Consider the following 10,186-nt stretch of genomic DNA (forward strand, 5'->3'; position numbering starts at 1 on the left):
CGTGCCGGCCGGCGCGCCGCCGCTCATGCCCGCCACGCATCAGGACCGGTTCGAGACCCTGGGCGCCTCCGGCTGCTACGGCTGCCACGGCGCGAGCGAGCGCTCGAACCCGATGCTGAACGGTTCCAAGGCCATGCCCGAGGACCACTACGTCGACGGCTCGTCCCAGACGCTCGAGCTCGATCCCACGCACGACCAGTGCAACACCTGCCACGTGCAGGGCTAGCACCGGCCCTTCCCTCCGGCCGGGGCGGCTCCCTCCGCCGTCCCGGCCCTTTTCGCAAGCCGACCTTACCGTAGCAAGGAGAGCAGCATGGTCATATCAAGCCTCGTCGTGGAGACGACGCCCGAAACCACGGCGCGCGTGGCCGAGGACCTCGGCCGCATCGAGGGCGTCGAGGTGCATGAGACGAACGGCTACAAGGTGGTGGTGACCATCGAGGCCGAGACGCTCGACGACTCCCACGACATCGCCAGCACGTTCATCGCCCTTGAGGGCGTCATCGGCATCAACCTGGTGTACGCCAACTTCGAGGACGACCCCACGGTGCAGAAGGCAGCCGTGAGATGATGCGCACCCCGAACACCTCGCATTCGCTCAAGTGGTCCTGGCTGCGGCACGCGGTGCAGATAGCGGCCCTGCTGCTGTTCGCCGCGCCCTTGCTCGTTGCCGGCTGGGGCCTGTTCGGGGTGTCCGTCGGCGGCGACGACCCTGTTCCCGCTCCTGCCGACCTTCCCTTTTTCGGCAGCCTTTCCTCTTCATCGATAGGAGGGGTCACCCTCCTGGACCCGTTCGGGGTCCTTCAGGTCGTCGCCGCCTCCAAGACGTTCGAGCTCGACTGGCTCTGGTTCGCGCTGCCGGTCGTGGTGCTCTACGGGCTCGTGCGCGCCCGGGCGTTCTGCGGCTGGGTGTGCCCGGTGAACCTGCTGCTGGAGCTGGTGGACGCGCTGCGCCGCAAGCTGGGCATCAAGGTGAGCGAGGCGCCCGTGCCGCGCCGTGCGAAGATGGGGGTCGCGCTGGCCGTGCTCGTGCTGTCGGCGGCCACCAGCGTGCCGCTGTTCGAGTCGTTCTCGCCCATCGGCGCCGTGAACAAGGGCATCCTCTTCGGCAGCGTGGCGGGGCTCTGGACGCTCGGGGCCATCGTGGCAGCGGAGCTTTTCTGGGGCCACCGCGTGTGGTGCCGCGCGCTCTGCCCGCTCGGCGGCTTCTACGAGGCCATCGGGCGCATGGGCGTGGTGAACGTGAGGTACGACCGCACGGCCTGCATCCACTGCGACGCGTGCCGCAAGGCGTGCCTGGCCGACCCGTCCATCCTCGATCCGGTGCTCGCCGGGGACGACACGTGCGTGCGCGCCGGCGACTGCATGGCCTGCGGCTCCTGTGTGGATGCCTGCCCCGCCCGCGCCCTGTCGCTGGGCCTGGGCAAGGGCGCGAAGCCCGCCGCCGAGCCGGCCGAGGAAGGGTCGGCGGCAGCCGCGTAGGGCCCTCACACGTCCAGCAGCTTGTGCTCCAGGGCGTAGGACACCAGGTCGGCGCGGGTCTTGAAGCCGAGCTTCTTGTAGATCTTCGAGCGGTGGGCCTCCACGGTCTTCACGGACAGGTACACCTGCTCGGAGATCTCCTTGTTCGTGTACCCCTTCGCCAGAAGCTGCAGGATCTCCAACTCGCGGTTCGACAGCTGCTGGTAGGAGCGGTCCTCCTCCTCGCCGGCGCCCACGAGCTGCTTGGTGAGCAGCGCGGCCATCTTCGGGTGGATGTAGCTGCCGCCGCCCGCCACGGCGTGGACGGCGGAGAGCAGCTCCTCGGACGTGGAGTTCTTCAGCACGTAGCCCGCAGCTCCCCCGCGCAGGGTGTAGAACAGGTACTCGGGCTCGGCGAACATGGTGAGGATGACGATGCGCGTGCCGGGGAAGTCGCGCGCGATCTTCTCGCAGGCCACCAGGCCGCTCTGGCCAGGCGGCATGGAGATGTCCATGAGCAGGATGTCGGGCCTCTCGCGCGAGACTATCGTATAGGCCTGCGTGCCGTCCGCGGCCTCGGCCACCACCTTGATCTCGGCGTCCTGCTCCAAGATCATCTTGAACCCGGCGCGCACCACCTCGTGGTCGTCGGCCAGCACCACGCGTATCATGCCGCACCGCCTTCCGCTATCTTCATGGGCGCGACGAGCGTCACGACGGTGCCGTCCCCGTCGGAGGCCATCGTGAGGGTGGCGCCGATGAGGCGTGCGCGCTCGCGCATGCCGGAGAGCCCGCAGCCGCTCCCCTTCACCTCGGGGTGCTCCACGTCGAAGCCGCAGCCGTGGTCCACGACGGTGGCGTGCAGCCAGCCGTCGGCGTCCTCCAGCGTCACGTGGACCTTGTCGGCGCCCGAGTACTTGCAGGCGTTCAGCACGGCCTCCTGGCAGATGCGGTAGGCCTGCGTCTCGAGCGCGGGGTCGAAGCGCTTGCGCGACAGGTTGCCCTCGAACACGATCTCGGCGCCGTAGGTCTTCTCGAACACGGCCGCCTGCGAGCGCAGGGCCGGGATAAAGCCCAGGTGGTCGAGCGCCGAGGGGCGCAGCTCCACCGAGATGTTGTGCAGCTCGTCCAGGATGCGGTCGATGTCGTTGTTGGCTTCCGCGAACAGCTGCCGCGCCTCCGCGTCGTCGCCCAGGTGAGGCTCCAGGCGCTTGAGCACGAACGAGACCCCCAGGAGCTCCTGGGCTATGCCGTCATGCAGCTCGCGCGAGATGCGCTTGCGCTCGGCCTCCTGGGCGGCGATGACGCGCGATACTTCCGAATGGACGAGCAGCGGGCTGTCCACTTCGTCGTCGCGCTTCTCCTCGGCGATGCGCTCGAAGTCCATGAAGTCGCTCGATACCAGGTCGAAGTCGGCGAGCCGTCCTTTCTGGTCGGCGATGAAGCGCTTGTAGCTCGCGCGGTGCGCGTCACTCACGGTGCGGAACGCGCACAGGATGGCCCCCACGACGCGGCCCTCCTTCACGAGCGGCAGGGCGCAGAAGCTGTGCAGGTCCTCGGCGAACACGATGGGGTACGACGAGTACTCGCGCGGGTCGATCTCGGCGTCGATGTTCGTGAACAGCATGGGCTTGCCCGCCTTGATGACGATGCCGCCGATGCCGTGCCCCGGCGCGAGCACGATGCGGTGGTGCCGCTCGTCGGTGGCGCCCGCGCTGTAGATCCACTTGAGCGGCGCCCCCAAGAACGCCGTCAACCCCAAGCCCACGAAGTCGAACCCGTAGCGCTCCTTCAGGTCCTCCACGGTGCGCGCGTAGACCTCGCTCCTGCCCGCAAGCACGTCCTCGCAGAAATTCGACGCCCCCATGCCTCTCCCCCTCGCCTCGATGCGGATGCAGCTGCCGCCGTCCTCGCGAAACGGCCTCGCCTCCCCTTGCTCTTTCGCCATTATCCCCTATTTCGCGTGTCGTTGCACGACATTCGGGCCCACACGCGCCTGCACAGAGCCTGCGGCGCGCCTTGCCCGCCGCAGGGGCGTCGCCGAATGCTCGCCGTGCCGTTGCAAGGCCGCCACCGCCCGGGGGCGGCCCCGTGGTAGGCTGCTTGCCGAAGGATCCCTCCGACAAGCGAAAGGAGCGCGACATGGAGTTCCATACCGGAGACCAGCCCGAAGAGGGGCGCTACCGCTGCAAGAACTGCGGCTACATCGTGCGCATCACGAGCGATACCGAGAAGCTGCCCGCCTGCCCCAACTGCGGCCACCACGAGTTCGAGAAGCTCGAGGACGAGGACTGACGCGCACCGGCCGAAACGATGGCCGGCCGGCGCCCGCAAGGTCGTCTGCATGAGAAAAGGCACCCGCGAGGGTGCCTTTCGAGTTTCCGTGGTGCGCGATGCAAGATTTGAACTTGCGACCCCCACCGTGTCAAGGTGATGCTCTCCCCCTGAGCTAATCGCGCACATTCTGCGGTTCGGACACCGTCCGTACCGACGAGTTGGTATGTTACCAGAACACGGCGCCATGTCAAAGGGCCTTTTCACTTTTCGGACGAAAAGTTTCGAATTGCGGGTGAAAAATTCCGGCCTCCCCGCGTCAGAGAGTTGGAGGGGGTTGTTGGCACAACCGTTTGGATTTTACGAGGTCCGGGAGATTCTAATCACTTTCGTTATGCCGCCCTTCGTATGTCGACAGGGCACGCTTGCACTTTTCGATGATGTCTTGCTTATCGGCGATCATGCGATCGAGCTCGTCGCATAAATCGTAAACCTCGAAGTCGGCCTTCCTGTCGAGGGCGCCCCGCGAAACCTCGACCCTGCTGGAGGGGATTGCAATCTCCAGATCCCTTAGCTTCAACCGAAGCAGGCAATCCTGCTTGCGCTCCTCCAATTGCGAGATGTCGAACTCAAGAGAGCGAATCCTCTGCCTTGTTTTCTCGATATCTTCCCGCATGACAGCCTCCTGCATCAAAAGCGAAGATGGCAGGAAGCGTTCTCCGCCTCAATCCCCTACGCAGCTTCATTGAATGATATAAGCATTGAGTTCCTGCCGCGTCAACCCGGGCACGGCAAGAGGGCACCAGAGCCTGGAAACGGCCGCGAGCATCCTCCGGCAACGGCTTTCGGGGCTCTTCGGCAGGAGTTGTCATCGAGATGTGAAAAAATCAGAAATGGGGGCTTGCGCGAAAGGGGTCGTTCCAGTATTATATCTCCTCGCGACGCGGACGTGGCTCAGCTGGTAGAGCACGACCTTGCCAAGGTCGGGGTCGCGGGTTCGAACCCCGTCGTCCGCTCCATCGTCATCACGAGGCCGGTCATACTCCAAAGTTTTGGCCGGCCTTTTCCATGACGGTTTTGCCGCAACACGGCGACGTGGCCAAGTGGTAAGGCAGAGGCCTGCAAAGCCTTCACCCCCGGTTCGAATCCGGGCGTCGCCTCCATTCGCTCCTCCTTGCGGGGACGGATGACCAAGCACTGCACGCTTCACAATGCGGACGTGGCTCAGCTGGTAGAGCACGACCTTGCCAAGGTCGGGGTCGCGGGTTCGAACCCCGTCGTCCGCTCCACGAAACCTCGCCCGCCGGACATCGATCCGGCGGGTTTTTTCATGCCTTTGGCCTACAGCGGGCAGATCCCGGCTTATAGGACTAGATCCCCTTGCTCCCGCGACACCTCTGCAGCCGGTTCCCCGCCGATGGCAGGCGCACTCCAACGGCTCGTCAACCTCCCTGGTTCCAGCCGGATGACAAACCGCCCTCTGTCCCGGCCCTTCTGCCATCATGTTCTGCGATATCCCCCGGAAAGGAGCAGAGCAATGTCATCCACGAAGAAGACCATCGCGGAGGGCGCGCAGTCGGCCATAGCGCGCAAGCTGCTGGCATACGCGCGAGGAGGCGACCCCGACGTGCAGCTGCCCAAGATGCTCAAAGCCGTGGACGCGCTGGTTCCCAAGGACTACCTCGTGGAACAGCGAGCCTTGTTCCACGAGGTCATCGACAACCCCGACAACAACTGGATGGTGCTGCTGAAGAGCCTGTGGGCCGACATCGACCCCGGCGTGCTCCAGAAGGTGCTGGAGAACTTCCTCGTGAACGCGAGCCTCGTCGGCCTGCGCCGCCAGGACGCCGCGGCGGCCGAGCACGGCTGCAACGTGCCGTGGGCCCTGCTCGTAGACCCCACGAGCGCCTGCAACCTGCATTGCACCGGCTGCTGGGCTGCCGAGTACGGCGACCGGCTCAACCTCACGTTCGAGGAGCTGGACTCCATCGTGGAGCAGGGCAAGGAGCTGGGGGTGTTCTTCTACCTGTTCTCGGGCGGCGAGCCGCTCGTGCGCAAGCGCGACGTCATCCGCCTGTGCGAGAAGCACGACGACTGCGCGTTCACGGCGTTCACGAACGCCACGCTCATCGACGACGCGCTGGCCGAGGACATGCTGCGGGTGAGGAACTTCATCCCTGCCATCTCGGTGGAGGGCTTCGAGGAGGCCACGGACGCCCGCCGCGGCGCGGGCACGTACGCCGCTGTCGTGCGCGCCATGGACGTGCTGAGGCGCCACCGCCTGCCCTTCGGCGTGTCGTGCTGCTACACGCATGCGAACGCCGCCTCCATCGGCAGCGAGGCGTTCGTCGACGACCTCGTGGCGCGCGGGGCGAAGTTCGCCTGGTTCTTCACCTACATGCCCGTGGGGGCCTCCGCACCGACCGACCTTTTGGCCACGGCCGAGGACCGCGCGTTCATGTACCGGCAGATACGCGCGTTCCGTGAGACGAAGCCGCTGTTCACCATGGACTTCTGGAACGACGGCGAGTTCACGCAGGGGTGCATCGCCGGCGGGCGGCGCTACCTGCACATCAACGCGAACGGCGACATAGAGCCCTGCGCGTTCATCCACTACTCTGACGCGAACATCCGCGACACCCCCCTTCTGGAGGCGCTCAAGCGGCCGCTGTTCATGGCCTACCACGACAACCAGCCTTTCAACGGCAACCACCTGCGGCCCTGCCCCGTGCTGGACAACAAGGACCGCCTGGCCCAGATGGTGGAGGCTTCGGGCGCCCACTCGACCGACCTGGAGGAGCCGGAGGACGCGGCGGCGCTCTGCGCGAAGACGCACGCCGCAGCCGACCGCTGGGAGCCTGTGGCACAGCGCCTGTGGGAGGAGGGGCACTGGACGAGCGGGCCCAACGCAGGGAGGCGGAAGTAGCTCCTCGGACCTGCGGGGGATTCCCTTACAGGAAGCCTGGGACGTCGGCGAGGGTTTCCACGCGGTCGTAGGGGCAGTCCGGCTCGGCGCCGTGGCGGTCGACGATGACGGGGCGGATGCCGGCGGCTTGGGCCCCGTCCCCGTCTGCATCGGGGCGGTCGCCCACGTGCGCGCATGCGCCGGGCCGCACGCCCAGCTGCTCGCAGGCGAGGTCGAAGATCACGGGGTTCGGTTTGCGGTAGCCCACTGCGGCGCTCGACACCACCGTGTCGAAGTACGGCAGCAGCTTGAGGCCGCGCAGCAGGTCCTCGAGCTCGGCGTCCCAGTTCGACACGACCCCCAGGGCGAGCCCCCGCTCCTTGAGGGCGCGCAGGCAACCCGCGACGTCCGCGTACACCTCCCAGCTCGATGCGTGGCGGTAGGCCTCGTTGACCGCGGCCGCCATGCCCTCCGCGTCGTGGCCGATGCCCGCCAGGTGGCACACGTAGCGGTACTGGTCCAGCCAGATGGCCGTCGACCCCTCGTGCGAGCACCAGAAGTCCCCGTCGCGCAGGTACTCCGCCTCGTAGTAGGCGTCCATGGCGGGCATATGGAGCTCGAAGTCGCGCACGGTCAGCGCATGCCCGCGCTCGGCGGCTGCGCGCGCCATCGTCTCCGCCACCGACGGGCACGGCCGGATGAGCGTCGACCCCACGTCGAAGAAAACGGCCTCCACCATGCGGCTCCCCCTCCTAGTCCACGTGCCCGTCGTCGGGCTCGATGTGCACGAGCGCCTCCGCCACGTTCGGGAAGCGCTCCTCCACGGCGCGCTCCACGCGCTCCGAGAGGTCGTGGGCGTCCTTCACCGTCATCTCCGGCGCGACGAGCACGTGCAGGTCCGCGTACACCTCCCCCTCCGTGCCCCGCGTGCGTATGCGATGCGCATCGCGCACGCCGGGCACCGCCAGGGCCGCCGCGCGCACGTCCTCCTCGGGGATGCGCGCGCGGTCCGAGAGCGTGGCCAGCGCGTGCTTGAACACGTCCCAGGCCGTGGCCAAGATGGCGAGCGTCACCACGAGCGCCATGACGGGGTCGGCCATGGGGAATCCGAGCGCCACGGCTGCCAGGCCCACGATGACGCCGACGGACACGAGCGCGTCGGAGAGCGTGTGGTTGGCATCCGCCGCCAGCACCTCGCTCTTGAGGCGCTTCGCGCAGCGCCGCTCGTAGGTGGTCACGCCCAGGTTCACGGCCAGCGTGCCTGCCATGACCGCGAACGACAGTGGCGTGACCTCGGCCGTGTAGGAGCCCGACGCGAGCTTGGCCACGGCGCTCGACCCCACCTCGAAGGCGGCCAGGAGCAGCAGCACGCCGATGACGAGGCTCGCGTACGTCTCGAACTTCGCGTGCCCGTAGGGGTGCCCCTCGTCGGCCGGCCGCGAGGCCAGTGCGATGCCCACGAGCCCCACCACGTTGCCGGCGGAGTCGAACACCGAATGGATGCCGTCGGCCTGCATGGACGCCGACCCGGTGACGGTGCCGTACACGTACTTGGCGGCCGCCACGGCCAGGTTCAGCACGAGCACGATCCACAGCACCCGGCGGATCGACCGCATGCGCGTCGAGACCGCGTCCTTGGCAGCAAGCGCCTTCGCCATGTTCGATTCCTCCGCATCTCATCGTCAGGGGCCCAAATACGAAAAAGGAGAGCCACTCGGACTCTCCTTCTAGCTTCGATGGTGTCGGAGGCGGGATTTGAACCCGCACACCCGTTGTGTGGGCACTAGCACCTCAAGCTAGCGTGTCTGCCGTTCCACCACTCCGACGTATGCTGCTCACAAGCAACGTTGGTTATTCTACCCGAACCTTCGCCGCTTGTGAAGAGCGAATTTTCGCTATTTTGCGATCGTTCCCTGCGGGTAGATGATCATCAGCACGATGAGCGACAGCAGGAACACCACCGCGAAGATGATGGTGATGCGGTCGAGGTTCTTCTCCACGATGCTCGTGCCCGTTTGCGTGGAGTACACGGAGCTGGCGATCATGTCGGATATGCCCGTGCCCTTGCCGGAATGCAGCAGGATGAACACGATGAGGCCCAAGCCCGAGACGACGAGCAGGATGAGCATGATGATAAGGAACGGGTTCAAGGCGTCTCTCTTCTTTCCATTGAGAACGATCGTTTACACAAGTCATGAAGTATACCCGAAAAGCGCCTCCCCTGGCAAGCAGGGCAGGCCGCAGGGGCGCGGGCGTCGCAAAACGTCCAGAAGAGAGGCGCTACGGCCCGAACCGTGGCGCCTCTCGTGGCCGGTCGATCATGCCGGGTTACGCGAGCAGGCTCCTGCCCGTCATCTCGGCGGGCTTCGGCAGGCCCATGAGCCCGAGCAGCGTCGGCGCGATGTCGCAGAGCGCGCCCTCGCGGCCGTCGAGGGTGCGGCCGGTTCCGGCGAAGTCCGCGAGCACGAGCGGCACGGGGGCCGTGGTGTGCGCCGTGAAGGGGCTGCCGTCCTCGCCGAGCATCTTGTCGGCGTTGCCGTGGTCGGCGGTGACGAGCGCGACGCCGCCCTTGCGCTCGAGCGCGGCGAGCACCTGGCCCACGCCCGCGTCCACCGCCTCGACGGCGGCGACGGCGGCCGGGATGCGCCCGGTGTGGCCCACCATGTCGCAGTTCGCGAAGTTCACGATGTAGACGTCGGCCTCGCCCGCTTCGATGGCGGCGGCCAGCGTGGCGGCCACGTCCGGCTCGCTCATCTCGGGCTTGAGGTCGTAGGTTGCCACCTTGGGGCTGGGGACGAGCGCGCGCTCCTCCCCCGCCTTCGGCTCCTCGCGGCCGCCGTTCAGGAAGAACGTCACATGGGCGTACTTCTCCGTCTCGGCGATGTGGTACTGGCGCAGGCCCGCCGCGGCCAGCACGTCGGCCAGCACGTTGTCGGGGAACTCCTTGGGGAAGGCCACCGGAGCCGGGATCTCGGGGTCGTACTCGGTGAGGCACGCGAAGCTCACCTGCGGCCACGCGCCGCGCTCGAAGCCGGCGAACGCCGGGTCCACCAGCGCGCGCGTGATCTCGCGGGCGCGGTCGGGGCGGAAGTTGAAGAACACGGCGGCGTCGCCGTCTTGCACCCCGCGCCCGGAGAGCGCCGTGGGCACGACGAACTCGTCGGTGACGCCCTCGGCGTAGGAGGCTGCCATGACCTCGGCCGACGTCGCGTCCGTACACGGCTCGGCGGCCACGACGGCACGCCACGCCTGCTCGACGCGCTCCCAGCGGTTATCGCGGTCCATGGCGTAGTAGCGGCCGGAGATGCTGCCGATCTCGGCCGTGCACGCGTCGTCGGTCAGCTCGGCCAGCACGGCCTCGAGCTCCTCCAGGTAGCCCGCGCCGCTCTTCGGCGGCACGTCGCGGCCGTCCATGAAGCAGTGCACCACGATATGCCCCACCCCGGCCTCCCTCGCCGCGCGCGCGAGCGCGTAGAGGTGCCCGTTCGTCGAATGGACGCCGCCGTCGGACACGAGCCCCATGAGGTGCAGCGCCGCACCCGGCTC

General features: G+C 67.2%; 12 protein-coding genes and 5 tRNA genes. 8 read left to right on the forward strand and 9 right to left on the reverse strand.

Annotated elements, in window-relative coordinates:
• The 3 genes from GPA_RS02265 to GPA_RS02275 all read left to right on the forward strand — a co-directional run.
• Positions 1–226: nitrate reductase cytochrome c-type subunit (locus GPA_RS02265; protein ID WP_041238825.1), on the forward strand; the 226-nt coding region annotated here is incomplete at its 5' end.
• A gap of 87 nt (positions 227–313) precedes the next feature.
• Positions 314–571 carry a chaperone NapD gene (locus GPA_RS02270; RefSeq protein WP_015538817.1) on the forward strand — a complete coding sequence of 86 codons (258 nt, stop codon included), beginning with the start codon at positions 314–316 and terminating at the stop codon, positions 569–571.
• Positions 568–1,482, forward strand: coding sequence for a 4Fe-4S binding protein (locus tag GPA_RS02275; RefSeq protein WP_015538818.1), 915 nt, complete (start codon positions 568–570; stop codon positions 1,480–1,482). The genes GPA_RS02270 and GPA_RS02275 overlap by 4 nt, the downstream gene beginning before the upstream one ends.
• A gap of 5 nt (positions 1,483–1,487) precedes the next feature.
• On the opposite strand, the gene GPA_RS02280 is transcribed toward GPA_RS02275, so the two are convergent.
• Both GPA_RS02280 and GPA_RS02285 read right to left on the reverse strand, forming a co-directional pair.
• Positions 1,488–2,132: a response regulator gene (locus GPA_RS02280; protein WP_015538819.1), complete on the reverse strand. Its 645-nt coding sequence runs from the start codon at positions 2,130–2,132 to the stop codon at positions 1,488–1,490.
• Positions 2,129–3,409 carry a GAF domain-containing sensor histidine kinase gene (locus GPA_RS02285; protein ID WP_015538820.1) on the reverse strand — a complete coding sequence of 427 codons (1,281 nt, stop codon included), beginning with the start codon at positions 3,407–3,409 and terminating at the stop codon, positions 2,129–2,131. Before GPA_RS02285 ends, GPA_RS02280 begins: the two co-directional genes overlap by 4 nt.
• 194 nt (positions 3,410–3,603) lie before the next feature.
• Between GPA_RS02285 and GPA_RS02290 the strand changes: the two genes are divergently transcribed.
• Complete coding sequence (locus GPA_RS02290; RefSeq protein WP_041238826.1) at positions 3,604–3,756, forward strand: zinc ribbon-containing protein; 153 nt, start codon at positions 3,604–3,606, stop codon at positions 3,754–3,756.
• A gap of 89 nt (positions 3,757–3,845) precedes the next feature.
• Here the strand turns inward: GPA_RS02290 and GPA_RS02295 are convergent.
• Positions 3,846–3,920 (reverse strand) — tRNA-Val (locus GPA_RS02295).
• A gap of 194 nt (positions 3,921–4,114) precedes the next feature.
• Positions 4,115–4,411, reverse strand: coding sequence for a hypothetical protein (locus GPA_RS02300; protein ID WP_041238827.1), 297 nt, complete (start codon positions 4,409–4,411; stop codon positions 4,115–4,117).
• A 267-nt stretch (positions 4,412–4,678) separates the two neighbouring features.
• Between GPA_RS02300 and GPA_RS02305 the strand changes: the two genes are divergently transcribed.
• The 4 genes from GPA_RS02305 to GPA_RS02320 all read left to right on the forward strand — a co-directional run bounded on the left by GPA_RS02305 (position 4,679) and on the right by GPA_RS02320 (position 6,661).
• A tRNA-Gly gene (locus tag GPA_RS02305) sits at positions 4,679–4,754 on the forward strand.
• A 70-nt stretch (positions 4,755–4,824) separates the two neighbouring features.
• A tRNA-Cys gene (locus GPA_RS02310) sits at positions 4,825–4,898 on the forward strand.
• A 50-nt stretch (positions 4,899–4,948) separates the two neighbouring features.
• Positions 4,949–5,024: transfer RNA gene (locus GPA_RS02315), tRNA-Gly, on the forward strand.
• Between the two features lie 248 nt (positions 5,025–5,272).
• On the forward strand, positions 5,273–6,661 hold the full coding sequence (locus tag GPA_RS02320) for a radical SAM protein (protein WP_015538822.1): 1,389 nt from the start codon (positions 5,273–5,275) through the stop codon (positions 6,659–6,661).
• Between the two features lie 25 nt (positions 6,662–6,686).
• On the opposite strand, the gene GPA_RS02325 is transcribed toward GPA_RS02320, so the two are convergent.
• The 5 genes from GPA_RS02325 to gpmI form a co-directional block, all read right to left on the reverse strand.
• Positions 6,687–7,379 carry an HAD family hydrolase gene (locus GPA_RS02325; RefSeq protein WP_015538823.1) on the reverse strand — a complete coding sequence of 231 codons (693 nt, stop codon included), beginning with the start codon at positions 7,377–7,379 and terminating at the stop codon, positions 6,687–6,689.
• Positions 7,380–7,392: 13 nt separating this feature from the next.
• The gene (locus tag GPA_RS02330; RefSeq protein WP_015538824.1) at positions 7,393–8,298 is read right to left on the reverse strand and encodes a cation diffusion facilitator family transporter; all 906 of its coding nucleotides are present in this window, start codon (positions 8,296–8,298) and stop codon (positions 7,393–7,395) included.
• A gap of 79 nt (positions 8,299–8,377) precedes the next feature.
• A tRNA-Leu gene (locus GPA_RS02335) sits at positions 8,378–8,466 on the reverse strand.
• 69 nt (positions 8,467–8,535) lie between these two features.
• Entirely contained in the window at positions 8,536–8,790 is a 255-nt protein-coding gene (secG, locus tag GPA_RS02340; protein WP_041238829.1) for a preprotein translocase subunit SecG, read from the reverse strand.
• A 178-nt stretch (positions 8,791–8,968) separates the two neighbouring features.
• Positions 8,969–10,186 (reverse strand): 2,3-bisphosphoglycerate-independent phosphoglycerate mutase (gpmI, locus tag GPA_RS18710; RefSeq protein ID WP_041239973.1); only part of this gene is annotated, 1,218 nt, incomplete at its 5' end.

Origin of the sequence: Gordonibacter pamelaeae 7-10-1-b (genome assembly GCF_000210055.1) — a bacterium.
GTDB classification, from domain to species: domain Bacteria; phylum Actinomycetota; class Coriobacteriia; order Coriobacteriales; family Eggerthellaceae; genus Gordonibacter; species Gordonibacter pamelaeae.

What these genes read in the sequence shown, in the direction of transcription:
- GPA_RS02270 (WP_015538817.1), top strand. Translation starts at nt 314, where the DNA reads ATGGTCATATCAAGCCTCGTCGTGGAGACGACGCCCGAAACCACGGCG.
- GPA_RS02275 (WP_015538818.1), top strand. Translation starts at nt 568, where the DNA reads ATGATGCGCACCCCGAACACCTCGCATTCGCTCAAGTGGTCCTGGCTG.
- GPA_RS02280 (WP_015538819.1), bottom strand. Translation starts at nt 2,132, where the DNA reads ATGATACGCGTGGTGCTGGCCGACGACCACGAGGTGGTGCGCGCCGGG.
- GPA_RS02285 (WP_015538820.1), bottom strand. Translation starts at nt 3,409, where the DNA reads ATGGCGAAAGAGCAAGGGGAGGCGAGGCCGTTTCGCGAGGACGGCGGC.
- GPA_RS02290 (WP_041238826.1), top strand. Translation starts at nt 3,604, where the DNA reads ATGGAGTTCCATACCGGAGACCAGCCCGAAGAGGGGCGCTACCGCTGC.
- GPA_RS02300 (WP_041238827.1), bottom strand. Translation starts at nt 4,411, where the DNA reads ATGCGGGAAGATATCGAGAAAACAAGGCAGAGGATTCGCTCTCTTGAG.
- GPA_RS02320 (WP_015538822.1), top strand. Translation starts at nt 5,273, where the DNA reads ATGTCATCCACGAAGAAGACCATCGCGGAGGGCGCGCAGTCGGCCATA.
- GPA_RS02325 (WP_015538823.1), bottom strand. Translation starts at nt 7,379, where the DNA reads ATGGTGGAGGCCGTTTTCTTCGACGTGGGGTCGACGCTCATCCGGCCG.
- GPA_RS02330 (WP_015538824.1), bottom strand. Translation starts at nt 8,298, where the DNA reads ATGGCGAAGGCGCTTGCTGCCAAGGACGCGGTCTCGACGCGCATGCGG.